The 25403-nt window shown below is 66.7% G+C and carries 23 protein-coding genes; 4 read left to right on the top strand and 19 right to left on the bottom strand.

Annotated features, from left to right (window positions below; translation table 11 throughout):
* Positions 1-268: 268 nt before the first annotated feature.
* The 4 genes from ACSFBL_RS04805 to ACSFBL_RS04790 all read right to left on the bottom strand — a co-directional run bounded on the left by ACSFBL_RS04805 (position 269) and on the right by ACSFBL_RS04790 (position 5340).
* Positions 269-1225: a LysR family transcriptional regulator gene (locus ACSFBL_RS04805; protein WP_435514622.1), complete on the bottom strand. Its 957-nt coding sequence runs from the start codon at positions 1223-1225 to the stop codon at positions 269-271.
* 46 nt (positions 1226-1271) lie between these two features.
* Complete coding sequence (locus ACSFBL_RS04800; RefSeq protein ID WP_435514621.1) at positions 1272-3023, bottom strand: cytochrome c biogenesis protein DipZ; 1752 nt, start codon at positions 3021-3023, stop codon at positions 1272-1274.
* Between the two features lie 28 nt (positions 3024-3051).
* Positions 3052-4413: a sensor histidine kinase gene (locus tag ACSFBL_RS04795; RefSeq protein ID WP_435514620.1), complete on the bottom strand. Its 1362-nt coding sequence runs from the start codon at positions 4411-4413 to the stop codon at positions 3052-3054.
* A 126-nt stretch (positions 4414-4539) separates the two neighbouring features.
* The gene (locus ACSFBL_RS04790; RefSeq protein WP_435514619.1) at positions 4540-5340 is read right to left on the bottom strand and encodes a bestrophin-like domain; all 801 of its coding nucleotides are present in this window, start codon (positions 5338-5340) and stop codon (positions 4540-4542) included.
* A 156-nt stretch (positions 5341-5496) separates the two neighbouring features.
* Here ACSFBL_RS04790 and ACSFBL_RS04785 point away from each other — a divergent pair, with 156 nt between their 5' ends.
* On the top strand, positions 5497-6237 hold the full coding sequence (locus tag ACSFBL_RS04785) for a response regulator (protein ID WP_435514618.1): 741 nt from the start codon (positions 5497-5499) through the stop codon (positions 6235-6237).
* Between the two features lie 110 nt (positions 6238-6347).
* On the opposite strand, the gene ACSFBL_RS04780 is transcribed toward ACSFBL_RS04785, so the two are convergent.
* Both ACSFBL_RS04780 and ACSFBL_RS04775 read right to left on the bottom strand, forming a co-directional pair.
* Complete coding sequence (locus ACSFBL_RS04780; RefSeq protein ID WP_435514617.1) at positions 6348-6908, bottom strand: thioredoxin family protein; 561 nt, start codon at positions 6906-6908, stop codon at positions 6348-6350.
* Between the two features lie 146 nt (positions 6909-7054).
* Positions 7055-7594, bottom strand: a complete 540-nt coding sequence (locus tag ACSFBL_RS04775; RefSeq protein ID WP_435514616.1) for a hypothetical protein — start codon at positions 7592-7594, stop codon at positions 7055-7057.
* Between the two features lie 138 nt (positions 7595-7732).
* Between ACSFBL_RS04775 and ACSFBL_RS04770 the strand changes: the two genes are divergently transcribed.
* Positions 7733-8566, top strand: coding sequence for an isocitrate lyase/PEP mutase family protein (locus tag ACSFBL_RS04770; RefSeq protein ID WP_435514615.1), 834 nt, complete (start codon positions 7733-7735; stop codon positions 8564-8566).
* Between the two features lie 26 nt (positions 8567-8592).
* On the opposite strand, the gene ACSFBL_RS04765 is transcribed toward ACSFBL_RS04770, so the two are convergent.
* From ACSFBL_RS04765 to ACSFBL_RS04755, 3 genes are all read right to left on the bottom strand, one after another.
* Complete coding sequence (locus ACSFBL_RS04765) at positions 8593-9261, bottom strand: FHA domain-containing protein (RefSeq protein WP_435514614.1); 669 nt, start codon at positions 9259-9261, stop codon at positions 8593-8595.
* A gap of 109 nt (positions 9262-9370) precedes the next feature.
* A complete protein-coding gene (locus ACSFBL_RS04760; RefSeq protein ID WP_435514613.1) occupies positions 9371-10453 on the bottom strand; it encodes an HAD family hydrolase in 1083 nt (360 codons plus the stop codon).
* 90 nt (positions 10454-10543) lie between these two features.
* Positions 10544-10801: a hypothetical protein gene (locus ACSFBL_RS04755; RefSeq protein WP_435514612.1), complete on the bottom strand. Its 258-nt coding sequence runs from the start codon at positions 10799-10801 to the stop codon at positions 10544-10546.
* 249 nt (positions 10802-11050) lie between these two features.
* On the opposite strand from ACSFBL_RS04755, the gene ACSFBL_RS04750 reads away from it, so the two are divergent.
* Positions 11051-11290, top strand: coding sequence for a hypothetical protein (locus ACSFBL_RS04750; protein WP_435514611.1), 240 nt, complete (start codon positions 11051-11053; stop codon positions 11288-11290).
* 60 nt (positions 11291-11350) lie between these two features.
* Positions 11351-11917: a nucleoside 2-deoxyribosyltransferase gene (locus ACSFBL_RS04745; RefSeq protein WP_435514610.1), complete on the top strand. Its 567-nt coding sequence runs from the start codon at positions 11351-11353 to the stop codon at positions 11915-11917.
* Between the two features lie 192 nt (positions 11918-12109).
* Here ACSFBL_RS04745 and ACSFBL_RS04740 read toward each other — a convergent pair whose 3' ends face one another.
* The 10 genes from ACSFBL_RS04740 to ACSFBL_RS04695 form a co-directional block, all read right to left on the bottom strand.
* Positions 12110-12886, bottom strand: coding sequence for an alpha/beta hydrolase family protein (locus ACSFBL_RS04740; RefSeq protein ID WP_435514609.1), 777 nt, complete (start codon positions 12884-12886; stop codon positions 12110-12112).
* Positions 12870-14030, bottom strand: a complete 1161-nt coding sequence (locus ACSFBL_RS04735; protein ID WP_435514608.1) for a DUF3182 family protein — start codon at positions 14028-14030, stop codon at positions 12870-12872. The genes ACSFBL_RS04740 and ACSFBL_RS04735 overlap by 17 nt, the downstream gene beginning before the upstream one ends.
* A 17-nt stretch (positions 14031-14047) precedes the next feature.
* Complete coding sequence (locus ACSFBL_RS04730) at positions 14048-14497, bottom strand: hypothetical protein (RefSeq protein ID WP_435514607.1); 450 nt, start codon at positions 14495-14497, stop codon at positions 14048-14050.
* A gap of 80 nt (positions 14498-14577) precedes the next feature.
* The gene (locus ACSFBL_RS04725) at positions 14578-14847 is read right to left on the bottom strand and encodes a hypothetical protein (protein ID WP_435514606.1); all 270 of its coding nucleotides are present in this window, start codon (positions 14845-14847) and stop codon (positions 14578-14580) included.
* A gap of 109 nt (positions 14848-14956) precedes the next feature.
* The gene (locus ACSFBL_RS04720; RefSeq protein WP_435514605.1) at positions 14957-15238 is read right to left on the bottom strand and encodes a BrnA antitoxin family protein; all 282 of its coding nucleotides are present in this window, start codon (positions 15236-15238) and stop codon (positions 14957-14959) included.
* A complete protein-coding gene (locus ACSFBL_RS04715) occupies positions 15231-15377 on the bottom strand; it encodes a hypothetical protein (protein WP_435514604.1) in 147 nt (48 codons plus the stop codon). Before ACSFBL_RS04715 ends, ACSFBL_RS04720 begins: the two co-directional genes overlap by 8 nt.
* Positions 15378-15664: 287 nt before the next feature.
* The gene (gene treY / locus ACSFBL_RS04710) at positions 15665-20593 is read right to left on the bottom strand and encodes a malto-oligosyltrehalose synthase (protein WP_435514603.1); all 4929 of its coding nucleotides are present in this window, start codon (positions 20591-20593) and stop codon (positions 15665-15667) included.
* A complete protein-coding gene (treZ, locus tag ACSFBL_RS04705; RefSeq protein ID WP_435514602.1) occupies positions 20586-22445 on the bottom strand; it encodes a malto-oligosyltrehalose trehalohydrolase in 1860 nt (619 codons plus the stop codon). The genes treY and treZ overlap by 8 nt, the downstream gene beginning before the upstream one ends.
* A complete protein-coding gene (gene glgX / locus ACSFBL_RS04700) occupies positions 22442-24574 on the bottom strand; it encodes a glycogen debranching protein GlgX (RefSeq protein ID WP_435514601.1) in 2133 nt (710 codons plus the stop codon). Before glgX ends, treZ begins: the two co-directional genes overlap by 4 nt.
* Positions 24571-25368 carry a mechanosensitive ion channel family protein gene (locus ACSFBL_RS04695; RefSeq protein ID WP_435514600.1) on the bottom strand — a complete coding sequence of 266 codons (798 nt, stop codon included), beginning with the start codon at positions 25366-25368 and terminating at the stop codon, positions 24571-24573. The genes glgX and ACSFBL_RS04695 overlap by 4 nt, the downstream gene beginning before the upstream one ends.
* Between the last annotated feature and the right edge of the window lie 35 nt (positions 25369-25403).

Genomic DNA, 25403 nt, shown 5'->3' with positions numbered 1-25403 from the left:
CACGTCCGCAAGACGGATAGAAAGGGAAAAGCAACGAGGCGATGCGCCTCCGGGGGCAGCGGCGCGGGACTCCGCGACACTCATCGCAGCCGGGCGATGCCGATGGGGAAGGTGCTGTCCCAGTGGAACCGCGGCGCGAATTGCCGCGATACCTTGACCTTGAACTCCAGAATCTGCATGGCTGGTTACTCTTGCATGCCGAGTGTTCGGCGACGCTTCAAGTATTGGCAGGCCGGCCTGCGAAGTCCATGCCGCGCCCGAATGGCGGCTATGCGCGCAACGAATGTCCGTTGGAGGCGTTTTGCTCGAGGCTCTTCATCACCTGGTCGCGGAACCAGACATGCGCGGCATGCCGGTGGGTGCGGTCATGCCAGGAGATGTAGACGTCGAAGGCGGGCACCACGACCGGCAGCGACACCTCGGCCAGCCCGAAGCGCTCGCGAAAACGCGATGCCAGCGACAACGGCAGCAGGGCGACCATGTCCGATTTTTCCAGCACGTGCGGCGCCGTGAGGTAGTTCGGCGTGACGTACCGGCGCTGGCGCTGCAGGCCTTGCGCAGCCAGCACCTGGTCGACGGCCTCGCCGAAGCAGTTGACCGTGTTGGGCATGACGATCACATGTTCGAGCCCCGCGAATTCCGTCGGGGTCAGCTTCTTGCCGACGGCCCAGTGGCCGGCGCGCGCCACGCAGACTATGCGGTCGCGAAAGAGCAGCCGATGCCGGAGTTCGCGCAGGCTGGGCGGCAGCATGCCGACGCAGAAGTCGACATCCCCGGCCTCCAGCACCTTGTTGAACAGCGAGGGATGGACCGGGTGACGCACCGACAGCGAGATGCCCGGAAATGCGGTGCCGAGATGCTGGAGCAGGTGATCGACGAAGAGGCATTCCAGGTAGTCGGTGGCGACCATCCGGAAGAGGTAGTTCGTGACGTTCGGATCGAAGGCCACGGCATTGCCCAGCAGCGCGTCCATCTCGCCCAGGATGCGCCCGGCGAACTCGCTCAACTGGAGCGCCTTGGCGGTAGGGATGAGCCCGGCGCCGCCCTTCACGAGAATCGGATCGCCCGTGACCGTGCGCAACTGGGCGAGCGCGCGGCTCATTGCGGGTTGGCTGATCGAGATGGCGTCGGCGGCGCGCGAGATATGTGATTGATCCACCAGCGCCACCAGGCACTTGAGCAGATAGAAATTCAGTTCCCCGTTGTCGTTTCTCTCTTGCTGCATATTCAGGCGGCGTCGAACGCCAATTCCGGAGACTTGACGCGCATGCCTAGCCGAACGTGAAAACGTAGGCCTGCGCGCCGGGGTCGAGGAATTCGATCTCGAAAAGTCGTTCTCTTGTGTTCATTTTCTGGCGGACCAGCTGGTAGAGCCGCTGTGCGCCGATGGTACCGTTTCCCTGCTCGTCGATGTCGGCGCCGTGGTCCGACAGCGGTGGCTTGCCATCCACGGTGACCCTGAAGCGCACCGGCTTGCCATCGTCTGCCGGACCGAGGACCAGGTGAAGGTCGCGTGCCTGGAAGCGATAGACGATGCGGCCGTTGGCTCGATCCAGCACCGCGCGTTCCCGTTCCACGGTCCAGTCGCCGGCCAGCGCCCATTGGTCGAGCTTCAGCGAACCAGGCCGTTCGTACGTCTTGGCGCGATCCTTGGCGATGCCTCCGGGTGAGGCGAAATTCTGCGCACGCCCGTGGCCGAGGTAGCTCTCTTCCGACAAGGCGGGCGATGCGCCCGGCGCCGCCTGCGTGCCTTGGCCCACGGGGTCGACCAGCGTGGTCGGTATGTTCGCCTGCCCCGCCTCCGCCAGCAGTTGCTGGATGACCCGCTCCGACTGCGCGTACTCGCCCTCGCCGAACTGGTGGTGACGAACCCGGCCTTGCGCATCGACGAAGTAGATCGCAGGCCAGTACTGGTTGTCGAAAGCGCGCCAGATCGCGAAGTCGCTGTCGACCGCGATGGGATAGGCGATGTCGAGATCCTTCACGGCCTGGTGGACGTTGGACGAGCGCTTCTCGAACGCGAATTCCGGCGAATGCACGCCGATGACGACCAGCCCTGCATCCTTGTACTTCTCGGCCCAGGCCCGGACGTAGGGCAGGGTGCGCAGGCAGTTGATGCACGAGTAGGTCCAGAAGTCGACGAGCACCACCTTGCCGTGCAAGCCTTCCGGGGTGAGCGGTGGGGATTGAATCCACTCGGTCGCGCCCGCCAGGGAGGGAAGAACGCCTTCCGTCTGCGGCGGCATCGGGGCCGTGGCTTCGGGTGCGGCGTCGGTGTTGCCGGCCGTTGGCGGCTTCTGGAGGCCGAGGCGATCCACCAGCGCCTGCTCGATCGTCGACGTGGTCCCGATCGAGAGACGGCTGAGCAGGCCGGTGTCGAGGCCCAGCGCGATGGCGCCGACGCCGACGAGCACGGCCGCTCCGGCGACGCGTCGGACCCATTCGCCTGTGTGGAGCGTCCGCTTCATGGCGGCGAACACGCGTCCGCCCAGCAGCAGTGCGGCCGCCAGCGACGTGCAGGCGCCGGCGGCATAGGCAAGCAGCAGCAACGACGTGCCGACGCTCGCGCCGTTCAGCGCCGCGCCAGTCAGGATCAAGCCGAGGATCGGGCCCGCGCAAGGCGCCCAGAGCAGGCCCGTGCCCAGGCCCAGCAGCAGCGGCGACACGATGGAGGCGGATGCCTCCGCGCCCGATTCCTTCTCGGACAGCCGGACGCCGAGCGCGACGACCGGTCGGGTCATGCGGTCGGCGATGCCCGGGAACAGCAGCGTGACGCCAAACAACGCCAGCATCGCCATGGCCGCGTAGCGCCCGTACTCGTTGAGCGCGACCACCCAGCCCCCACCGACCGCCGCCAGGCTGGCAATCGCCGCGAAGGCCAGCGCCATGCCCAGAAGCATCGGCAGTCCGTGCGACCTGAAGGGCCGGTCGGCACGTGCGAACACGAAAGGCAGCACCGGAAGGATGCAGGGGCTCAGGATGGTGAGCACGCCGCCCACGTAGGCAATGATCAGGATGAGCATGATGTCGAGGGGGTGAGGTGTCAGGCGGTCAGGCCCCGGCAGCCTGGGCGGTGGTCATGGTGAGCAGGGCTTCAAGCCCGCCTTCTTCGCGGTTGCGCAGCTTCAGTTCGGCGCCCATTGCTACTGCGAGCTGTTGGGCGATGGCAAGTCCCAGTCCGGTGCCGCCGGTGCTGCGGTTGCGAGAGCCTTCCACGCGATAGAAAGGCTTGAGCACGGCATCGAGTTGATCCGGCGGAATGCCCGGCCCGTTGTCGACGACGGCAACGACCCATCGGTCCGCATCGACCCGCACCCGGACCCGCACATCGCTGCCGAACTTCAGCGCGTTGTCGATCAGGTTCACGAGGATCCGGCGCAACGCGTTCGGGCGCGTCACGATCGGCGCCTCGATCCGGCCCTCCAGCACCACCGGCAGGCCTGCGTCCTCGTAGTCCGCAACCATGCTTTCGAGCAGCGCGTCGGCATCGATGCGGCAGGGTGGCTCCGTCGCGCCGTGGAGCGTGCGGGCGTAGGTGACCCCCTCTTTGACCAGCGTGTTCATCGCGTCGAGGTCCTGCCGGAACTTGACCTGGTCCTTCTCGTTGTCCATCAGGTCGGTGCGCAGGCGCATCCGGGTGATGGGCGTCTGGAGGTCGTGCGATATCGCCGCGAGGATCTCCACGCGCTCGGCCATGTAGCCGGCGATGCGTCGTTGCATGGCGTTGAACGCGCGCGCTGCGTGGGCCACCTCTGTCGGGCCCTCTTCGTCGAGTGCCTGCATGCTCAGGTCGGGTCCCAGTTCGTCCGCTGCCGCCGCGAGCCGGGCCAGGGGCCGCGTGACGAGCCGGACCGCGAACCATGCGCAGCCGGCGAGCACGACCAGCTGCGCCGCGAGCGCCCACATGACCCAGTCGGACACGGGAATGCCGAGCCGTCGCGCATCGACCACCACCGAAGTGCCGTCCGCCAGCCGCACCTGGATCTGCAGGGCCCCCTGCGGCTCGGCGACCTGGGCGACCTTGACCACTTCGAAGGGATTCAGCGCGCTGACGATGGCTTCCGCGAACTCCTGTGTCGCGGGTGAGTCGGGCGCCGGTCCCGTCACGGTGCCGCCGAGCATGAACCGGTAGTTGCGGCGCTCCAGCCGTTCCAGCCAGCTCTGGCGCTCGTCGGCCGGCAGGCGGTTCAGGATGGCGATCGAGCTCGCGATGTCGCGCTCGATGCCGCTCATCATCAGTTCCCGAAGCGCGACGCCACGCTCGTAGCGGATCGACGCGAAGGTGAGCACCTGCGCGATCACCAGTCCCACGACGATGATCAGCGTGACGCGCGAGAACAGGCTGCGGGGGACCAGCCGCCGCCAGCCGGTGGCCGGGCCGGGCTTCGCTGCGGGGTCTGCTGGATTGGGCATGCCCGAGGTTATAGGCCCCGAAGCGCCGTCCGGCGCAATGCGTGTATGCCAGTGTGTCCGCGCGGGACCCTCGCGTACACACCAATACAAGCCAAGAGCGGTCGCCGGACCGTGGAGCGTCGACGCTCAGCGTTCAATGCTCTCCGTCCCGGTCTTGCGATCCAGGTTTTCGCTGAGCCGGACCATGCTTTCCTCGCTCACGCGGATGAGGCCGCTGCGCGGCTGGTCCATGTCAATGATGATCGTGAACACCATCGCGATCAGCAGTGCGAAGAGGGCGGTCGACACATGGCGTCGCTGGCCCGTCAGCCCGTAGCCGTAGGCGATGAAGCCCAGCGCACCCAGTGCGACGGCTACCAGGAGGCTGATCACGGTTTGCGGCACATGGTTGTCCAGCGCGGCGTGGCGCTTTTCGTTCGCGTTGAACATGTCGTTGAGCGCCTGGATGACCAGCACCCTCGCGGGCGAGGCCTGACCCTCGGTCGACGATGCGCCGGCCAATGCCCAGAGTTGCGCCTCGATCTCCGCCGTTGTGGCGCTGGTCTTCTCGAGCTGCGCCGGATCGACGCCGGCCCGCATGAAGTCGATGCGCGCCACGACATAGTGCTTCAACAGTTCGGAGACCCGTTCCCGTTGCGCCTGCGGCAGCAACTGCGCCCGGAGATAGCTCGTGCGGATCGCATTGACTTCTTCCTGGATGAGTGTCTTGCGCGTGTCGAAACGCGAGGCCGCCATCGCGAAATTGAAACCGAGCAGCAGCGCCAGAAGCCCCAGCAGGGCCGCCTGAAGCGCGCTGATGTGCGATCGGGACATGTCGTCGCTGCGACGGGTGTGCCGGCGACCCAGCCGGAACGCGATCTCGAGCACCGAGAAGAAGGTGACGACGACGACGATGAACAGGATGGCTTCGTCCGGTGCGGCCAGCATGGGGTCTCCTTCGAGGAGTCGCCATTCTGCTTCCGGATCGTCCACCGCGAAACAAAGTGTCGCGTGCGCCGGCCCGGATACCTGGGCATACAAAAGCGCGAGACTGTCCCGGCAGGCGGACTACATTGAGGGGCAGTGCCTTCCAGACTCACCGCCATGACGACAAGACCCTCGGACCATATCCTCATCGTCGACGACGACCGCGAGATCCGCGAGCTGCTGACCACCTACCTGGTGAAGAACGGCCTGCGCGCCGTCGCCGTGCCGACCGGGCGCCACATGCGGGCGGCGTTGGAAGAGTCGGGGCCCTTCGACCTGATCATCCTCGACCTCATGCTGCCGGGCGAGGACGGGCTCACCCTGTGTCGCGACCTGCGCACGAGCAAGTACAAGGCGATCCCCATCCTCATGCTCACCGCGCGCAGCGAGGAGGCCGACCGCATCCTCGGCCTGGAGATGGGCGCCGACGACTACCTGGCCAAGCCCTTTTCCGCCCGCGAACTGCTGGCCCGGATTCGCGCCGTGATGCGCCGCACGCGCATGCTGCCGCCGAACATGCATTCGACCGAGACCACCCGCATGCTGGCCTTCGGCGACTGGCGCGTCGACACGACCGAGCGGCACCTGATCGACGCGAGCGGCACGATGGTCGCGCTGAGCGGCGCGGAGTACCGCCTCCTGCGCATCTTTCTCGACCATCCGCAGAAGGTGCTGAGCCGCGACCAGCTGCTGAGCCTGAGCCAGGGGCGCGAGGCGGAACTCTTCGAGCGCTCGATCGACCTGCTGGTGAGCAGGCTGCGCCAGCGGCTGCGCGACGATGCGCGCGAGCCGCGGTACATCAAGACCGTCCGGAGCGAAGGCTACGTCTTCGCGTCGGCCGTGGAGACTCGGGACTGAATTCGTTCCGGCGCGAGCTGATGCACTGGCAGCTCACCGGATTGCGAACCTCGTGCGCGAAGCCGCCGGCGAAGAACAGCAGTGCGAACCACAGGTTCTTCATGGCCGCTTCAGGTGCCTGCGGCGGCGGGTTGCGCGAGCAGTGACTGGATCTTCTTCTCGGTTTCGCCGTAGCTGCCTTCGCCGAAGTGCGAGTACACGATGCGCCCTTGCTTGTCGATCAGGTACACCGCGGGCCAGTACTGGTTGTTGAACGCCTTCCAGGTCGCGTATCGGTTGTCCTGCGCGACGGCGTGCTGGATCTGCAGCCGCTGGATGGCTTCCTGCACGTTCTTCGTCGACTTCTCGTACGCGAACTCCGGCGTGTGCACGCCGACGACGACGAGGCCCTTGTCCTTGTACTTCGCATTCCAGTCCTTGACGTACGGAAGATGGTTCAGGCAGTTGATGCAGGTGTAGGTCCAGAAGTCGACGAGCACGACCTTTCCGCGCAGGTCCTCCAGCTTGAGCGGCTGGGAATTAAGCCAGGTGTCGATGCCCTGGAACTCCGGTGCCGTGCGCTGCTCGGCCACGGGCGTGTTGCCGCCGTCCGGCGGCGCGGCGAAGGTGAGGGCTGCGAACGAGGCCGCAAGGCCCACGCCCAGGAGCAGTGCGCTGGATCGGATCGTCATGGTGAGTTCCTTCGGGTTGTCGGATGCCCGAATCTTCCGTCGCTGCGGCCCCCGTTGGCGCACAAGACGTACGGTCGTGTATCGCGCAAAGGCGCTGGACACACTACGTTGCACAGCCCGCCGGGCGTGCCTGGAGGTCGGGCTGCCTACGCGCCCACCTGAGCGCCCAGAAGGCCAGCCACCTTCTTCGGCACGTCCCGGATCAGGTTCAGCGCGTCCTGGTTGCAGGCTCGCAATTGATCCTCCGCATCGAGCGCCTTTTCCATCGCCGCCTTCAATGCGGCGTAGGTGCTGGCGCCCATGGCAATGGCCTGGCCGACATAGGGCGTGACCTTCTCGTACAGGGCAAAGTCGAGCGCGGCGAGATGCATCTGCGCGCCCACTAGGTCGGCCACTTCGGCGTGGAACTCGACCTCGAACGACGCGAGCGTCTCGTGGCTCGCCTTGCCGGCGGTGAGCACCTTGAACGAAGCCCACATCATCGAATGCGCCGTCGATGCCAGCGTCTTCGCGAGCGCCGCCACCGCATTCCGGGTATCCGAACGCGCCTGGTCTTCACGCGCCCGCGACCTCTTCTCCGCGGCGAGCTTCGATTGACGCCAGCCGGCGATCGCGAATCCGATGATGCCGGCGAGGGCGCCCACGGCTGCGCCCAGGACAACGGCCAAGCCTTGGTCAAGTGCCATGTTTCTTCAATCTCCAGTCTGGATTCCGGCTTTGGATCGAATATCGGCACCGGCGCGGAAAACTTGAGTCAGTCGAAAGGTGCGGCAGGCATCTGACATCATGGTGCTACGCGAAACCACCCCAGTCAGGAGACTTCGATGACGCTCACCGTTCAAGAGAAGCGCTCGGCCTTCCGTGCGCTTCACACGCAAGGCTGCTTCGTACTGCCCAATCCGTGGGACGTCGGCAGCGCACTGATGCTGCAGCGCCTGGGCTTCAAGGCGCTCGCATCCACCAGCTCAGGCTATGCCTGGTCGCTGGGGCTCCCCGACGGCGGCGTGTCCCGTGACACCGTGCTGGCGCACCTGCGCACCCTGGTCGAAGCCACCGACCTCCCCGTCAATGCCGATTTCGAAAGCGGCTACGCGTCAGATCCCGAAGGCGTCGCCGCCAGCGTCCGGATGGCGATCGAGACGGGCGTCGCGGGGCTCTCGATCGAGGACGCCACGGGCAACCTCGACGATCCCGTGCGCGACGTCGACGAAGCCGTCGAAAGGCTCCGCGCGGCCCGGTCGGCCATCGACGAGGCCGGCGGCGACACGCTGCTGGTCGGGCGCGCCGAGAACTTCCTGTACGGACGCACCGACCTTGCGGACACCATCGCCAGGCTCCAGGCCTACGCCGAAGCTGGCGCGGACTGCCTGTATGCGCCGGGCATCCGCACCCGCGAGCAGATCACCGCCGTGGTGGCCGCCGTGGCACCCAAGCCGGTCAATCTGCTGATCGGCTCGGCGAGCGAACTCACACTCCAGGAAGTGGCGGCGATGGGGGTGCGGCGCATCAGCGTCGGCGGCGCGCTCGCACGGTCCGCCTGGGGCGGCTTCATGCGGGCCGCGCGCGAGATCGCCGAGAGCGGTCGCTTCGCGTTTGCCGAAGCGGCGCGGGGCGACGAGTTGAACGCGTTGTTTCGTCGCGCGGATGGCGCTGGCTGAACACCCGCTCCACCGGGTCGTGCAACTCAGAAGTCCGAAGTCCTGACGACGATCGGCTCGCGGTGCGTGACGTCGTAGCGTGACCATGCGGCCACGTTGATCGCCACGTAATTTTCTTCGTACGCACTGACCGCACGGCTTGCACCATCCGCCGCGTGCACGTAGGCACCGAAATGGGACGCCAGCGCGTCATCGGTGATCAGCGCGTCGAGTTCCCGGCCTTGCGCGGGAAGTGTGAAGGCCACGCCATTTCCAACCCAGCGCGCGCCACGCGATCCGCCGATCCGGTGGCCGCTGGCATCGAACCCGACGGGCGGCTCGAGTGGCGCGGCCTCGGTCTCGACGGTCTCGGTGGTCTCGACGACGGGCTCCGGCGGAGGATCCGGAATGATGTCGGCCGACAGCAGGTCCCTGTCGAGGAAGAGCATCTCGAAGTCGCAGATCTGGATGATGTCGTTGTCGAGCAGCGCACGCACCGACACGTCATCGCCATTGACGAGCGTGCCGTTGGTGCTGTGGAGGTCGTGAAGGGTGACGAAATGCCCTTGCGCGGTGAGGACCGCATGGGCCTTGCTGACGGTGCCTGCCGGCAGCACCAGATGGTTGCTCGGGCCGCGCCCGATCTTGAACTCGCCTTCGAGCAGTCGCACCATGCGCCGGACCCTTGCATTCTTCGTCACGATCAACGTCGGCATGCTCGATTCCCCCTTGCGTATCGATGGTAGTGCCTTTGTTTGCAAAAACCATGCCGAAGTCACGCGACGAGAGGAATGAAATCGACTGATACAAGGGAGCTGCTGCCCTTCAGGTGTCGAACGAAAAGATCCGCTTCCAGTCGTCCTTCATGCTGATGACGGTCCAGCCATTCTTCTTCGCGTCGTCGTAGAGCGCCTGCGGGAACGCACCGACCTTGGTGGCGGGCAGGCCCTGGGCCGGGCCGTAGGCGTACTCGCGGGTGGCATCGTCGTGCAGGAGCAGCATCGAGAGCCGTGCGCCGTCACCCGCTTTGGTGTACTCCAGCATCTGCCGGTCGCCCGTCGAGTTGCCGAAGGACGCGAAGGGCCGGCGGCCGATCATCAGGTGGATGCCCTCCGGCTTGCCGGCGTTGTCATCGTTCAGCAGCAGCTTGGGTTGCTTGGTCAGGAAGGGTTTGCCGTCCTTGGCGTAGCCGTAGCTCGTGCCGCCGGCCGAGCCGACGACCTGTTCGGGCGGAACGCCGTAGGTGGCCTCTGAATAGGTTCGCACGAAGTCCTGCCCGCCGCCGGTCACGATGTAGGTCTTGTAGCCGTTGGCGCGGAGGTACTGCATCACTTCCTTCATCGGGAGGTAGGTCAGATCGGTGTAGGGCCGGTTCCATCGCTTGTCCTTCGCACTCGCGATCCACTTCGTCGCTTCGGCGTTGAACTCTTCGACGCTCATCCCCGTCAATGTCGCGGCCAGGATCTTCTCGAGCTGCGGCAGGGGAAGCTTCGCAATCGCTTCCATGTTGCCGGTGAGCACCGTCTTGAAAGGCTCGACACGGGCCAGTGCGGGCTTGGCCCTGACGACATCCGGAACCCGGTCCAGGCAGTAGATCACCTGGCTGTACATCGGGTGCTCGACCCACAGCGTGCCGTCCTGGTCGAAGGTCGCGATGCGCGCCGGCGGCGGGACGAAGTTCGCGTTCGAGGCGTCCGTCGTGACGCGCACGAAGTCGAGGATCGCCTGCCTGGCCGGCCCGTCGTTCCACGACGCCAGCGGCGGCGTCTCGGGCACGGGCACGGGCTGCAACTTGCCCGTCACGCTCTGGGATTGCGCGAGCGCCATGCCCGGCAGGACGGGCAGCACGGTCGCAGCCGCGAGCGCCTGGAGCCATTGACGTCGACGCGTTGGTTCGGGAGAAGTCATGCGTGATTCCCTGTGCGGTGGAGACCATCGCATTGTGGGGGACCGGCCGCCATGCGTTTCGTGGCGTTGGGACCGGGCTTGCGTCGGAGGCTAGAGCCCCATCAGCTCGGAGATCCGTTGGGTCACTGTCTTCTTCGGCGGTCTGGGGCCGAGCGCGCCCATGCGGTGGTCCGCCAATGCGTCCAGCGCGTCTGCGACCCGGAGCTTGCGCTCGTCCGCATCGCAGCCGCGGCGCCATCTGCTGGCCACCATCCGGATTTCTTCCAGGCTCAACGGCGGCGGTGGCGCATCGGGCGCCTTGCCGGGTTGCGGTGCCGGACCTCGCCTTTCATTCGCGGGGACGCGCATTCGTGGTCGTCCGAATAGCCCGGTGGGATCCGGCCCGGGCCGGCCGGAAAAATGGAGCGGTTCCATCCGCCGGATTCTGTCGAGTCGCTGCGCGGCGGGCCAATAGCGCTGAGGTTGTAGGCCCGCGCCGACGCAGGGTCAGCGTGCCGTATTGCTTCCCGCATATCGCTTCCGGCACCTTCGCAACGGGATTGAACTCCCTAAACTGACCTCTCGAAAACTAGTACCTTATTAGTACGCGGAGGACTCATGGAACCCATCACCGAGGATGCCGCCCAGCTCCGGGCCGCAGCGACAAGAGCCGACGCACTGGCGAGGCGAGCGCAGCGTGCGGCCGACGAAGCGTTCCGGGTGTTTCTCAGGGACGACGGCGCGGCGTCACCCGACCAGGCCGTCGATGCGGCGAAGGCCAGCGCCAGGGCGGCCCAGGAAGCCTGGCACAAGTACGTGAAGCACATCGCGCGGCATGGCGCGAGCCCGGCGCCCTGAGCTGAGGCTTGGCGCGATCGAGGGCGCGCCCACGTCGCTCGCGGCGGTACGATCCCTGCGATGAGTTCGACGCCCCCCAAACCCCCCAACCGTCGGCCTCGCGTCTATCTGGCAGGCCCCGATGTCTTCTTCCGCGGTCAGGAGGAAATCTTCCAGACCCTCAAGGCGCACTGCGCCCAGCTCGGCATGCAGGGGCTCGCGCCAACGGACACGAACTTATCCCTCGCGACACACGCCGACCCCCACGACCTGGCGCAAGCCATCTACGAAGGCAATGTCGAGATGATCCGGCAGGCCGATGGCGTCATCGCCAACCTGGTGAGCTTTCGCGGGCAGGAGCCTGATTCGGGCACGGTGTTCGAGGTGGGATTCGCGGTCGCGCTCGGAAAGCCGGTGGTCGGCTATGGCGTGCCGGAAGGCAGCTACGCCGATCGCGTCTCCGCTGCGATCGCCTGCAGCGCGGATGCGGTGGGCGAGGTGAGGGAGGTCGAGACCGGTGCGATGGTCGAGGGCCTCGGCCAGCCGCTCAATCTCATGCTCGCCCGCTCGATCCGGATTGCACCGACGGCGCGCGATGCACTCGAATGGCTCGCCGCCGACATGAACAAAGAGGCCCAGCGGGGTTGAGTCGCTGGGCCCTGGGTTTCCTTATCGTGCTGCATTTGCCTGCGAGAGGCTGCGACTGCCTACGTGAGAGGCGCACAGGAAACCCAACAAGGACACTCTACGGGCTTGTGCCGCCCGCGTCTCGATCCGCGACCCGTTCGACTGCGTTCCCCAGGTTTCAGGTGGCACAAAAGGTTTCACCGACGCGGGCCATCAGGCCGGGCTGTTCGGTGCGGGGCGCAGCAGTCCGGTAGCGGCGCGCGCGCCGAGCGTCATCTCCGTCATCCACGAGACCAGGAGCATGCCGTAGGCCTGCCGGCTTCGTTCATCCGACAAGGCATGGTCCGCGCCCGCGATGCAGCGGTAGGTTACCGACCTGACGTGCTTGAACGCGCCGACGTAGCTCTCAATCACCGGGTGCGGCACCGTCTTGTCATGCTCCGATTCGACGATCAGCGCATCGCCGCGAAACTGTGCGCACGCGGCCAGCGCGCGGTTGTCAGGTGGCGCGACGATCGACCGGCGGTATTCCGCGAGATCGCTGCGGCTGAGTTCGCCCTTGGGCACATTCCACTGCGTATCGCGATACAGGGCCGGCACGCGGAGCGCCAGCCAGCGAACGGGCCGCAGCGTGGTGGCAATGGCGGCCAGGTAGCCGCCATAGCTGCTGCCGACGATCGCGATCGACTCCGGGTCCACCGTCGGGTGGTGCACCAGCACGTCATACGCCGCGAGCACGTCGCGCAGGTTTTCCTCCCGGCTCACCGATTGCTTCTGGGCCGCGTGGCGGGCATGCCCGCGCAAGTCGAAAGTGAGGCAGACACAACCCAGGGCGGCGATCTCGTGCGCGCGCGCCTTGTACTGCTCCTGGCTACCGTCCCAGCCGTGCACGAGCAACACGCCGGGCACGGCATGCGATGCCGCGACCAGCGTCCCGTCGATGTGCTGCCCGTCGACGGCGATGTCGACCTGCTTATGCCGCGTCGGCATGCGCTTCGACGAAGCTGTACTTGGTCAACCGACCCACTTCGGGGTCGTGGCCGCTGTAGTTGACGCAAGCGCCCGGCGGCAACTCGGTCTCGCCGAAGACCTCGAAGCACGAGGCGCGCACCAGCGCGCGTTCCGGCTGGCTCTTAAAGACTTCGAGCGCGGCGACTTCCGCCCCTGTCGCGCCGCCGACCCGCCAGGACTGCTCCAGGACGCCCGAATGCCAAATCCCCGAATCGTCCTGGCCCTGGGCCACGTCGTAGTTGATGCGCGAAGCCATGAAGCCCGGGAAGCTGTCGACCACCGCGGCGTGATAGACCGCGGCCTGGTCGATGGCCAGACGCAGCGACGGCTTCAGCAGCAGCTTGTCGAGCGCGTCGAACCCGCCGCGCACGGCAGTCAGGTCGGAGCCTCCGTAGACCCAGTGCCCGTGATGGTTGCGGGTCAGCCGCTGGAGGCCGTAATAGCTCATCGTCAGCGCACCCACCTTCACCTGCCCGATGCTGAGCGTGCGAGGTGAACGCAGGTTCCGCTCGAGGACCACGCCGTGGGTGGCCACATCGGGCACGCCGGCGAGCGTTCGATCGAGTGAGGCTTCATCCTGCACGACCGTCTGCCCGTTGCCGCCGGTCGCTCGCACGGGCTTGACCCGCACGTCTCCGGCGCGAAGCAGCGATCGGCCCGCGCGACGCGCGTCTTCCTCGCTGAAGGCCGAAAAGCCGGGCAGTACGCAGCGGGCGATCCGCGGGGCAAAGGACTCCACCCAATCCCGCGGGCCGTCGGCGCCTGCCTCGTGCAGGCGATGGCTGATGGCCTTGGTCGCCACGTAGCCGAAGGGCACCGCCCCGCCGAAGAAGTCGTCGTCACTCCGAATGCCGATCGCATGGGCACGATGGCATTCGACCGTGTCGCTCGGCACGAAATACAGCGGGCCTACGGGAGGCGGACGACGGCTCACCGGGCCGAAATAGTGCAGCCCTTTCAGCCCGGCAATGCGCTCGGCCAGCGCGCGCCGCGTGATGCGTTCGTGCTCGCTGCAGTAGTTGGCCGGATCGATCACCCAGTCCATGACGTGGCCGGCCGTTCCGGTCGCCGGCGCGGCTTCCGGCGGCATGAATCCAGTGACTTCGCTCAGGAGGCTTTTCATGTCGGCACCCTCGGCTTTCATATGGATTCCTGCGAAGCCAGATGGATGCGCGCGCGGGCATACAGCACGGCCTCCTCCGGTGTCATGGTGCTCTCGACCTCGGCGAGTTCCGTGCGCTCGTCGTCGTATGCCACCCATTCGAGAAGATGCGACGGGGGCATGGTGTCCAGCGTTTCGGAGTCGCACCATGCGTCGAGACGCTGCGGCGCGCTTGCAAGGAGGAGTTGGAGGAAGAGGGCGCGACCCAGGCGAACGGCCGACCGTTCCTCGGGGCTCATGCCGCCTTGCAGCGCATGCAGTTCACGGACGCTTCGGTCGATGCGCTGCTGGTAGTCGAATCGTCGGGGGCCGGCTTGCGGGAATCGCGAACCGGACAGTCGCATGCATTCGCACTGGACGCGCGCGTACGCCACAGTCTGCAGAAGATCGAGAACCCGTCGCAGTGCCGCACCCATGATGGCAAGCATCACAACGCCTCCGTCGTCCTCCCTGCGTAGGACGATCGATCACGAGAAGGCGAGAAGCCTTCCCGGCTGCCGCAAGCAATTCAGCCCGACTCGTGCGCCGACAGCTCGAAGTCGTGCGTTTCGAGCACCACCGGCCGCCCGCCTCCGCTGCGGTGACGCTCCCGGGCACGTTCGTCGATCAGGTCGGCGTTCCGGACATAGGCCTCCACCAGCGATTCACCGTCGCCGGTCGCGCCGAACAGGTCGCGCAACGGGTCTTCGCCAATTGCGGCGACTACGCGCGCGCCGTCATCCGTCTGAAACGCAAACCTCACCGTCGCCGTGTCGAAACAATAGATCGCCTCTGCCATTTCACTTGTCTCCGTCGTGTGTCGCAGCAGTGGCGATACGCTTGCGGCGGCGCTTTTCCGGCAGCGGAATTTGACAGTGCGTGTAGGTAAAGTCTTACAGCGCCGGTCGTTACAGTCGGCCCGCCTGGATGTCCGCTCGCAAGGCGTCGTTCGCGCGCGTCTGCCAGCCCGGGCCGGAGGCCTTGAGCGCCGCCAGCACGTCCGCGTCGAAGCGGATGGTGGTGGACACCTTGACGTCCGCCTTCACGCTGCCGGCGGGTCGGCCACGCTTGCGCGCAGCGATCTGTGCTGGCGTATGCACTGCGGCATGTTCGCCGCGCTTCATTTCGTCGATGGACTTGAGCAGGTCTTTCTCGAACTGCAACACGTCAGGGTCTTTGGACTTACGCATTGATCGCCTCCGTCAGCTTCACCAGGAAGGCCGGTGCAATGTTGTCGAGCTTGGCCTTCGTATACACCAGCAGCAATACCAGATCGCCTCGGTCATTGCGGCTGAAATAGATCACGCGCGCACCGCCGCGCTTGCCCATGCCGGGACGTGTCCAACGGACCTCCGCAGGCCGCCCGTGCCTTTGATGACGTCTCCGGATCCTGCGTTCGCAGCAATCCATGCACGAAATCGAGCCACTCTTCCTCGGACCAGATTTCGGCGGCGAGGCGCTGGAACGTCGGGGTTCCAATGACCGTGAAAACCAATTGATTGTAGTAACAAATAAATCAAGACCTGAGAATTTTTTGTTACTACGAAAAAACTGCACCGCGAGTGGCCGGCCGCGGTCCTCGGCTTGCCAGACGAAACGGTTGACGACGCGGCCAACTACTCCACGTCGCGAGCGACGAGAGCGGCGCCCGGAAACGCGCGCAGAAGAGGCGCAACGACCAGACGGCCGCCGGCGGCGCTGCATGAAACCCCGGTGAGGCAGTCCTCGAAATGCCATTCGCGTTCTCCCCGCGGCAGCAGCACCTCGGTGTCGTCCCACGGGATCGAAAGTGGCGACGGAGACTGATTGCCGGCAGAGGGCGAGCTGGTCGAGGCTCCCATGTCGAGCGTGGCGAACAGGCGCACCACGAGTACGACGATGGCGCGACCCTGGTGGCGCCGCATGAAGGCGACCAGATGGCGTTCGCGTGCGCCGCGCACCTCCAGGGGCTCGTAGCTGCCTTCGCGGAACAGTTCGGGCTCCTGCTCCCGCAGCGCCAGCAACCGGCAGATGACCCACAGCTTGGCCCGCCCGTCCGCGGCCTTTTCCGCAAGTCCCGACACGGTCGTCGCCAGGTCCGGCCGGTTGGCGAAGGCCTGCAGTTCCTGCAGTCGCCGCAATCGCAGGTCGTAGTCGACCGCGCGGCGGTTGTCGGGGTCAACCAGGCTGCGATCGATGAGTTCGCAGCCCTGGTAGATGTCCGGCACGCCTGGCGAGCCGTACTTGAGCAAGGTCAGGCTGATGCCGTTGAGCGCCCCGTAGTGATCCAGGAAAGCCGCGCCCTGGCGCAATTCCGTGAGGGCCCTGTTCCCGGACGACGATGCAAGAACGCCGCGCACGAAGTTCTCCAGCGCTTCTTCATAGGACGGGTTCGGAAGGATCCAGCTCGTCCCGACCTTGCCTTCGCGCGCAGCCTTCAGCATGTAGTTGACGATGCGCGTCACATAGGTCTCGTGCGCTTCCGCACCGTCGTCCGAGGCGCCCAGCGTTCCGAGCACCGTCTGGTAGAGCAGGTATTCATGCGACGGCGAGACCACGCCTCGCAGCGGCGCGTTCAACTGGCGCCAGCGCCGCAGTGCCAGCCGCCAGTGCGCAGGACATTCCGACAGCACGTCGATGCGCATCCGGACGTCCTCGGAGCGCTTGTTGTCGTGCGTGGAGGTTGCCAGCATCGTGTGCGGCCAGCGGCGTTGCCGGTCGCCCGATGCCTCGTGGAACTCGGCACGCGTCATGCCGATGAGATCGGGTTCGCCGCCCACTTCGTTGAGCGAACTCAACGGGAAGTAGCGGTAGAACGCCGTGTCCTCCATGCCCTTGGCCGCCACCGGCGCGCTGAACTGCTGGAAGCGCCGTGCAAAGGCAACGGTATCCCGCTTCGTCTCGGGCGTCGCGCCGTCCGGCGGAAGGCCGAGCAGCGCCTCGCGCACGAACTCGAAGATGGTGGGGTCGGGCAGGTTCAGCCGATCGCGCGCCGCAGCGACGGCCTCGTCGATGTAGCGAACATCCTGCGGTGTCGCTTCCTCGGCGTTGTACGTTCGATAGACCGTGAAGCAGGCCGCCACGGTCGCGATCACCTCGCGCAGCGTGTTGAGCGTGTGGTCGCGCGTCGCGCGATGGCTCTTTGCAATGCCGAGCAAGGCGGAAGCGAGCACTTCGAGGTCCGAGGCGAGCGTGCCGCGCGCGACTTCGCGCTTCGCGCGGTAGACGATTTCGTCGAAGCTCTCGGCCATGCCGGTGAAGTTGCGCCAGATCCTGCCGAGACGATCGGCCGAGCGATTCTCGACGAGCACGGCATTGGCCACATTGGCGAAGCGATAGCCGGTGGTGCCGTGGACGGCCCATGAAACCGGCACGTCCTCATGCGGCGCCGCGATCTTTTCCGCGACCACATACAGCGGGCGCTCGGGCCGGCCCTGTGCATCGACCGAACGCCCGTGGGCGCCGACACGCGCGCAGAAGCCGTCCTGGAGGCGGTCGAAGTACTGCGCCGGGTCGTGCAGGCCGTCGGGGTGGTCGATGCGCAGGCCATCGACCCATCCGCGCGCGGCCAGGTCCAGGGCCAGTGCGTGCGTGGCTTCGAATACCTCCTGGCGTTCGGTGCGCAGCGCGGCGAGTTCATTGACGTCGAAGAAGCGGCGATAGTTGATCTCGTCCGCCGCTGCGCGCCAGTAGGCGAGTCGATAAGACTGTGCCTCCAGCAGCGCGTGCAGATCGGATCGGCGAGCAGGTGCGTTCAGCGCTTCGACGACTTGGGCAATGGCTTCGTCTCCGGAGCCCGCCGCGCGGCCCAGGAGATCGGCGCAAGTCCCGGGCGCCAGCGGAAAGCGATGGTCGAAGTAGCAGACGGTGAATTCGCCGGCACCGGCGTCCCAGCGCAGTTGCAGTTCGCCCCGGTCGAGCACGGCGCCGTAGTGGTCGCCGAGCACCGGGAGCAGCACCTTGCCGGACAGGCCCGGCGTCGGGGACTGCCAGTGGATGTCGAAGTAGGTGGCGTGGCGCGAGGCCATGCCGTTCGCCAGGACGTCCATCCACCACCGGTTGTCCGTGCCGAGCACGCCCATGTGGTTGGGCACCAGGTCGATGAGCTGGCTCATGCCGTGGCGCTGCAGCGTCAGCGTGAAACGCTCGAAGGCCGGCATTCCGCCCAGCTCCGGATTCACTTCGTCGTGCGACACGACGTCGTAGCCGTGCATGCTGCCCGGGCGGGCGCGGTGAATCGGCGAGCAATAGACGTGGCTGATGCCCAGCATGGCGAGATAAGGAACGATGCGCGCGGCATCGTCGAAGCCGAATCCCCTGTGGAACTGCAACCGGTAGGTGGCCCGAGGCACGCGCGACAGCTGGCGCCTGCGCACTTCCGCGCGTTCGCCCTCGTGGGGCCGGGCGCGCGCCAGGGCGGCTCCTACCTCCCGCACCGTCTCGTCATTCCACAGCGTCTCGACCGGCTGCCTGTACTTGCGCCGCCAGTTGGGGTGCTGAAAGGTCGTGCCGGGCAGGTTGGGTTGCTCGATCTCGCCGAGCGCGTCCTCCAGCTGCACCATCATCACTTTCGAAGGCGCGCCGGCCAGGAAGCCATGAATCGCTGCCACGTCGGATGCTTCGAGCGATGGCTTTGCCGGATCGATCGGCACGGCGTCGCTTCCCTGCATCGCCCCGACCAGCCGGCGCCGTTCTTCCTCGCGATCGCGACGCTGGTGCTCGAAGCTCCCGGCGTCCGGGATGAGTCCGAGTTCATGGCGTACCTGCAGATCGCGGCCGGTCCACCATCCGGCGAGCGTCGGCAGGTCGTGGGTGCTGACCGCCGCCACGGCATCGCGCGGGTACTCGTGCGGCGCACGAAAGCTTCCATCGTGATGCCGCTCGAAGTACAGGAGCCGGTAAGACAGCACGCCATAGCGGCGCAGCGTCTCGCGCATGGTGTCGGGCACGGTGCCGAGGTCCTCTCCGATCACCAGGCATCGGTGGCGCCGGCTTTCGAGCGCGAGGATCGCGAACAGCTCGTCGACGGGGTAGTGCACGTAGGCGCCGTTGCGCGGCGTGCCCTTGGCCGGAATCCAGAACAGGCGCATCAGCATCATCACGTGGTCGATGCGGATCGCGCCCGCGCCGCGCATGTTGGCGCGCAGCGACTCGATGAAGACGCGGTAGTGCGATTCGCGCAACCGGTCCGGGCGAAGCGGTGGCAGGCCCCAGTCCTGGCCCTCGACGTTGAAGGCGTCCGGCGGGGCGCCGACGCGCGCGTCGAGCGCGAAGCTGCTGCGATGGCGCCAGGCGTCGGAGCCGGCCCGGTCGACCGACACGGCCAGGTCCAGGTAGAGGCCGAGGCCCATGCCGAGCGCGGTGCAACGCGCGCCGGCCGCTTCGAGCTGACGCGCAGCCTGCCATTGCAGGTATTCGAAGTAGCCGATGCGCTCGGCGTGCGCCACCGCGAACTGCTTCGTGGCCTGCGAGGCCGGATCGCGGTATTCCTCCGGCCACACCGGCCAGCCCCAGACGTTGGAATCCGCGGCATGGAAATGCGACTGCAGCGCTTCGAAGAGTGCATGCTGCGTCAACGCGTCGCCGCCACGTTCGCGAAACCGTGCGAAGGCGCGAACCTCGGGGTCGGCATCGTTTCGCTCGCGGAACCGGCGATACATCAGCCCGAGCACTTCATGCTTGGCGGCTGCCACGCCGGCGTGGTCGACGAGCGTCTTGGTCCGCAGCGCATCCAGTCGCGACTGGAACTCCGTAGATCGCACGCGCTCACGGGCAGCTGCGCAATCCGCAAAGTCCTTCAACGCCTCGACGTCGATGTAGAGCACGTTGAGCTGCGCACGCGACGAAGGGCTGTACGGACTCGCATGCGCCGGGTTGTGCGGAAAGAGCGCGTGCAGCGGATTGAGTCCGACGACATCCGCGCCCTGGCGCGCGGCACGCGCCACGAACTCGGACAGGTCGGTGAAATCGCCGATGCCCCAGTTGCGGCCCGAGCGAAGGCCGTGGAGCTGAAGCGTGAATCCCCAGACGCGCGCACCGCCTTCCAGGGCGGACGGTGCGTGGCATCGGTCCGGCGCGCAGACGACCAGGGTCTCGCCCGGCAAGGTGACGATGCTCAGGCGGTGGTAGCCCTCGGGCAGCGCCAGTGCGATCGGCAGGCTGTACCGCACGAGGTCTTCGCCGTCGATCTGCACGCGTTGCGCGACGTGGAGTCGTGCCGTCTCGACGATGCTCTCGTGGAAGGCGCCGCTCTCGTCCACCATGCGCCACTTGAAATGCGCGACATGTGCCGGCAGGCGCACGTCGATCGTGAACGACTCGGAACCCGCAGCGACCACGTGCACCGGTGGAAGTGCGCGCAGCCATGGCTCGCGATCGGCATCCGCTTCGGCCGCTGCGAAATCCGCACCTTGCGCGACGAAGCCCGCGTCGAGGAGCAGCGCCGCGAGCGCGTCGGGCGTGACGACGTGCCGCTCGCCGAATGCGTCGACGAACTCCGTGGCAATGCCGTACCGCGCGCACAGCTGCCGAAGAGCGTCGCCATCGCCGTGGCCCATCTCATGCATCCGATGGCTCCTCGATGGCGGCGCACACGCCGCCTGGTGGCAGCACGAGCGCGGCCTCGCCGGCAGTGTCCTGGCGGACGCTCATCATGTGGATCACCCGACCCGGTGGCCATGCCACCTCTGCGTCGGCACTGCCGAAGTTGGCAACGACATGCAGCAAGGCCGGCGCTGCGCCGTCGCGTGCCTCGTCGAATTGCCAGACCATGCGCAGCGCATCGCCTTCGCACGACCATTGGTGGATGCGGGTGTTGTTCCCGAAGCGGGGCACGAGCTCGGCATGCCGGACCTGGAGCAGTGCGCGAACCTGCCGCAGGACTTCCGCATGCGCAGGCAGGGCCTGTTCGGAGGCATCGAGCTTCGACGCCGCGAATGTCGCTTCGCTGTTCGGATCGGGGATCTGGATCGCGGACTTGTCGCCGGCAAACGCCGCGAACCCGCCGAACTCTTCGCGGCGTCCCGCAGTGACGGCCGCGGCCAACTCCGGACCGAAGTCGCAGAAGTACTGGAAGGGCGTGGTGGCGCCGTATTCCTCGCCCATGAAGAGCATCGGCGCGTGCGGTGAAAGCAGTACGCAGGCGCGTGCCGCCATCAGGCGCGACGCATCCGACAGCGCATCGATGCGATCGCCGAGCGCGCGATTGCCGACCTGGTCGTGGGTCTGCAGGAAGGAGACGAAGGCGGCGAGCGGCAGGTGATCGCAAGGTTCTCCCCGCGGCTCGCCGCCGCGAAAGGCCGACGGCTGGCCGGTGTAGATGAAGCCCTGCGCCAGCGCAAGCCCGAACTGTTCAAGCGGCCGTTGCGCGTAGTCGGCGTAGTAGCCGTCGGACTCGCCCGTCAACAGCACGTGCGCCGCATGGTGCAGGTCGTCGTTCCATTGCGCGGTGCCGGCGAGCGCGGTGCCTTCCTCGTCCCGCTCCAGCCGGCGGGCTTCGTTGAGGTCGTTCTCCAGGACGACATGCACCTCGCGAAGCCGGCCCGGTCCGTGACGCAGTGCCGCGCAGACCTCCTCGACGATCGGTGGAACGGACGCGTCGCGGATAGCGTGGATGGCATCCATGCGCAGGCCGTCGAAGCGGTATTCCTCGACCCAGTACAGCGCGTTGTGCACGAAGAAATCGCGCACGGTGCGCGCATGCGCTCCATCAAAGTTGATGGCCGCGCCCCAGGGTGTCTGGTGATCGGGGTTGAAGAACTGCGGGCAGTAGGCGTGCAGGTAGTTGCCTTCGGGGCCGAAGTGGTTGTAGACGACGTCGATCAGCACCATCAGGCCCAGGCCGTGCGCGGCGTCGACGAAGGCCTTGAGCGCCGCCGGCGTGCCGTAGCTGGCATCCGGCGCATAGGGGAGCACGCCGTCGTACCCCCAGTTGCGGCGGCCGGGGAAGTCCGCCAGCGGCATCATCTCGATCACCGTGATGCCGAGTGCCGCGAGTTCGGGGAGCTTGCGCGCCGCCGCGGTGAAGGTGCCCTCGGGTGTGAAGGCGCCGACATGCATTTCGTAGATGACGGCCTCTTTCCAAGGGCGACCGCTCCAGTGGTCGTCCGTCCATTCGTAGGCGCGCGGATCGATCACTTCGCTCGGACCGTGGACATCGTCGGGGTTGCAGCGCGATGCCGGGTCCGGAACCCGGAGCCCATCGTGCATCAGGAAGCGGTAGCGCGTCCCGGCGGTGGCCTCGCGGACCACTTGCTCGTGCCAGCCGTCGTCGCTGTGCTGCATGACGACCGTCTGCCACGATGCGCCCTGCTGGCATTCGAGGGTGACCTCGGCCATGTCAGGCGCCCAGATCCGGAAGCGGACCCCCCCGCCTTCGAGCGCCTCCGCGCCGAAGGGCATCGAATGGATGTGTTTCATGGCTTGACGAGACTGCGTCGCAGCAGCGCCAGCGAGCGGCACTGCAGCTGATAGGTGGTCTCTGTGAGGGGGAGCGACGGCGCGCTTTCGCGTGCCGTGTCGATCTGTCGGGTCCAGCGGTCGTCGGGGCGCGACGGCAGGGTGAAGGGAAGCGGCTCGTGATAGGCGTTGAGCAGCAGGAGGAAATCGTCGTCCTGCTGGGCTTCGCCCTGCGGGCCGACGTCGATGATCCCGGTGCCCGAGAACATCATGCCGAGGCAGCGGACGTGCTCGCCCCAGTCGGGGGGTGTCATCTCGTTGCCATCGGGCCGCAGCCACAGCACGTCCTTGGTCTCGCCTTCGCCCGCCGGCTGGCCGCGGAAGAAGCTGCGGCGCCGGAACGAGGGATGGAGTCGGCGCGTGCGGATCAGCAGGGCGACGAACTCCTGCAGCGAATCGGCTTCGGGCGACGAGGTCCAGTCGAGCCACGTCAGCTCGTTGTCCTGGCAGTAGACGTTGTTGTTGCCGCGCTGTGTGTGGCCGCGTTCGTCGCCGGCCAGCAGCATCGGCACGCCCTGCGACAGCAGCAGTGTCGCGAGGAAGTTGCGCTTCTGGCGTTCGCGCAGGGTGATGATCTCCGGATCGTCCGTCGGCCCTTCGACGCCGCAGTTCCACGAGCGGTTGTTGTCGTTGCCGTCGCGGTTGTCTTCGCCGTTCGCATCGTTGTGCTTGTCGTTGTAGGAGACCAGGTCGTGCAGCGTGAAGCCGTCGTGCGCGGTCACGAAGTTGATGCTGGCGTGCGGCCCCTTGCCGGACCATCCGTAGAGATCCTGCGAGCCCGAGAGCCGGTGCGCGACGTCGCCCGCCACGCCCGCGTCGCCCTTCCACCAGCCCCGGATGCCGTCGCGGTAGCGGTCGTTCCACTCCGCCCAGCCGGGCGGGAAGTTGCCGACCTGGTAGCCGCCGTGGCCGAGGTCCCAGGGTTCCGCGATCAGCTTGACGCGGTTGAGCGTCGGGTCCTGGCGGATCGCGTCGAAGAAGCCGCCGAGGTTCTCGACCTTGCCCGCTTCGCGTGCGAGCGCGGAGGCCAGGTCGAAGCGGAAGCCGTCGACGTGCATCTCCTCGGCCCAGTAGCGCAGCGAGTCCATCACGAGCTGGAGTGCGCGCGGCTGCTCGAGGTTGACGGTGTTGCCGCAGCCGGTGAAGTCGTCGTAGTAGCGCGGCTGCGCGGCGTTCGCGATGTAGTAGGAGGCGTTGTCCACGCCGCGCATGGAGAGCGTCGGGCCCAGATGGTTGCCTTCGCAGGTGTGGTTGTAGACCACGTCGAGGATCACCTCGATGCCGGCGGAGTGCAGGGTCTTGACCATCGTCTTGAACTCCTTCACCTTGCCCGAGGCGCTGTAGCGCACCTCGGGCGCGAAGTAGCCCAGCGTGTTGTAGCCCCAGTAGTTCTGCAGGCCCTTGTCGGCGAGGTGGCGGTCGTTCAGGAAGGCGTGCACGGGCAGCAGTTCGAGCGTGGTCACGCCCATGCGCTGCAGGTAGTCGATGACCGGCGCGCAGCCGAGCGCGGCGTAGGTGCCGCGCAGGTGCTCCGGGATGCCGGGATGCCGCATCGTGAAGCCGCGCACGTGCATCTCGTAGATCACCATGTCCTGCCAGGGCACCTCGGGCCGGCGGTCATCGCCCCAGGTGAAGGCGGTCTCGAGCACCCGGCCCTTGGGCATGAAGGCCGCGCTGTCGCGGCGGTCGAAGGAGAGGTCCTGCCGTTTGCTGCCGACCGAATAGCCGTAGAGCGCATCGCTCCAGCGCAGCTCGCCGATCAGGTCCCTGGCGTAGGGGTCGAGCAGCAGCTTGTGCGGATTGAAGCGATGGCCTTCCTCGGGCTTGTAGCGTCCGTGGACACGGTAGCCGTAGGCCATGCCCGGGCGTGCCTCGGGCAGGTAGCAGTGCCACACGTCATTGGTGCGCTCGCGCAGCGTGATGCGTTGCCGCTCGTGCCGGCCCTTGTCGTCGAACAGGCACAGCTCGGCCTTTTCGGCATGCTTGGAGAAGATCGCGAAGTTCACGCCCTGACCGTCCCAGGTGGCGCCGAGGGGGTAGGGCTTGCCGGGCCATACGGCGTCCAGGCGGACAGGGCTGTGTTTGCTCACGGATGCGGCCGATCTCGGTCGGTGCGCGGCGGCCATGCGGCCACGTTCGGGCGCGTGACGGGCGGTGGCTGGTCACGAAGGCCCGGGCTGGGCGCGGCCGTATCGCGCAACCCCGGGCGCGATGGCGTCCGGTCGCCCGGCCACCATTCCTCGATCCGCCGCGCGGCCCAGTCCTTGCCCGCGAGCCCGAAGGCCAGCGCCAGCGCGAAGACGATGCCCGCGAGAATGATCAGGAAGCTCTGCCGCACGATGTCGCCGCCGACCTTGATCTGGTCGAGCGCGATGAGCACCACGAAGAGCAGGATGGCGTACTGCGCGACCTTGCCAAGCAGCATCGAGTCCTGCACGCCGGTGTTGCGACCGTAGGTGCTCACGGCATCGCCGACGAACTTCGCGAAGTAGGCGCCGAAGACCAGCACCATCAACGCAACGAACACGTTCGGCACGAACCACATCACCCGCCCGAGCAGGTCCGTCACGTAGCTCAGGCCGAGGCCGTTGAATGCGATGACGAGCGAGATGAGGATCACCAGCCAGTAGGCCAGCGCGCCGAAGACGACCGTCGAATCCGACACCATGCCGCCTTGCCGCAGGAAGTTGTCGATGCCGGAGCGTTCGGTGAGCACATGGAAGTTGATGGCGCGCAGGCCGCGGATCACCGTGAAGCGCACCGCCTTGGCGAGCAGCCAGCCCGCGAAGACGACCAGCGCCGCGAACAACAGCCGCGGCAGCAGCGCGCCGACCTGGAACAGGAAGGCGCGCAAGGGCTCGAGATGGATAGAGAAGCTTTCCATGGGTGATTCCTCCGGGATGGCCTTGTGCGTTGCCG

This window comes from Variovorax glacialis (assembly GCF_051216375.1).
Lineage (GTDB): Bacteria > Pseudomonadota > Gammaproteobacteria > Burkholderiales > Burkholderiaceae_C > Variovorax.
Note: the sequence above shows the minus strand (reverse complement) of the source record. Positions and strands in the feature narration are given on the sequence as shown.

Excerpts from the sequence above, each read along its gene's own strand:
- ACSFBL_RS04695 (WP_435514600.1), bottom strand. The coding sequence starts at position 25,368 with ATGGAAAGCTTCTCTATCCATCTCGAGCCCTTGCGCGCCTTCCTGTTC.
- ACSFBL_RS04755 (WP_435514612.1), bottom strand. The coding sequence starts at position 10,801 with ATGCGCGTCCCCGCGAATGAAAGGCGAGGTCCGGCACCGCAACCCGGC.
- ACSFBL_RS04805 (WP_435514622.1), bottom strand. The coding sequence starts at position 1,225 with ATGCAGCAAGAGAGAAACGACAACGGGGAACTGAATTTCTATCTGCTC.
- ACSFBL_RS04750 (WP_435514611.1), top strand. The coding sequence starts at position 11,051 with ATGGAACCCATCACCGAGGATGCCGCCCAGCTCCGGGCCGCAGCGACA.
- ACSFBL_RS04775 (WP_435514616.1), bottom strand. The coding sequence starts at position 7,594 with ATGGCACTTGACCAAGGCTTGGCCGTTGTCCTGGGCGCAGCCGTGGGC.
- ACSFBL_RS04770 (WP_435514615.1), top strand. The coding sequence starts at position 7,733 with ATGACGCTCACCGTTCAAGAGAAGCGCTCGGCCTTCCGTGCGCTTCAC.
- treY (WP_435514603.1), bottom strand. The coding sequence starts at position 20,593 with ATGCATGAGATGGGCCACGGCGATGGCGACGCTCTTCGGCAGCTGTGC.
- ACSFBL_RS04740 (WP_435514609.1), bottom strand. The coding sequence starts at position 12,886 with ATGCCGACGCGGCATAAGCAGGTCGACATCGCCGTCGACGGGCAGCAC.
- ACSFBL_RS04785 (WP_435514618.1), top strand. The coding sequence starts at position 5,497 with ATGACGACAAGACCCTCGGACCATATCCTCATCGTCGACGACGACCGC.
- treZ (WP_435514602.1), bottom strand. The coding sequence starts at position 22,445 with ATGAAACACATCCATTCGATGCCCTTCGGCGCGGAGGCGCTCGAAGGC.
- ACSFBL_RS04745 (WP_435514610.1), top strand. The coding sequence starts at position 11,351 with ATGAGTTCGACGCCCCCCAAACCCCCCAACCGTCGGCCTCGCGTCTAT.
- ACSFBL_RS04735 (WP_435514608.1), bottom strand. The coding sequence starts at position 14,030 with ATGAAAAGCCTCCTGAGCGAAGTCACTGGATTCATGCCGCCGGAAGCC.
- ACSFBL_RS04720 (WP_435514605.1), bottom strand. The coding sequence starts at position 15,238 with ATGCGTAAGTCCAAAGACCCTGACGTGTTGCAGTTCGAGAAAGACCTG.
- ACSFBL_RS04800 (WP_435514621.1), bottom strand. The coding sequence starts at position 3,023 with ATGCTCATCCTGATCATTGCCTACGTGGGCGGCGTGCTCACCATCCTG.
- ACSFBL_RS04715 (WP_435514604.1), bottom strand. The coding sequence starts at position 15,377 with ATGGGCAAGCGCGGCGGTGCGCGCGTGATCTATTTCAGCCGCAATGAC.
- ACSFBL_RS04795 (WP_435514620.1), bottom strand. The coding sequence starts at position 4,413 with ATGCCCAATCCAGCAGACCCCGCAGCGAAGCCCGGCCCGGCCACCGGC.
- ACSFBL_RS04725 (WP_435514606.1), bottom strand. The coding sequence starts at position 14,847 with ATGGCAGAGGCGATCTATTGTTTCGACACGGCGACGGTGAGGTTTGCG.
- ACSFBL_RS04780 (WP_435514617.1), bottom strand. The coding sequence starts at position 6,908 with ATGACGATCCGATCCAGCGCACTGCTCCTGGGCGTGGGCCTTGCGGCC.
- ACSFBL_RS04760 (WP_435514613.1), bottom strand. The coding sequence starts at position 10,453 with ATGACTTCTCCCGAACCAACGCGTCGACGTCAATGGCTCCAGGCGCTC.
- ACSFBL_RS04765 (WP_435514614.1), bottom strand. The coding sequence starts at position 9,261 with ATGCCGACGTTGATCGTGACGAAGAATGCAAGGGTCCGGCGCATGGTG.
- ACSFBL_RS04730 (WP_435514607.1), bottom strand. The coding sequence starts at position 14,497 with ATGCTTGCCATCATGGGTGCGGCACTGCGACGGGTTCTCGATCTTCTG.
- ACSFBL_RS04790 (WP_435514619.1), bottom strand. The coding sequence starts at position 5,340 with ATGCTGGCCGCACCGGACGAAGCCATCCTGTTCATCGTCGTCGTCGTC.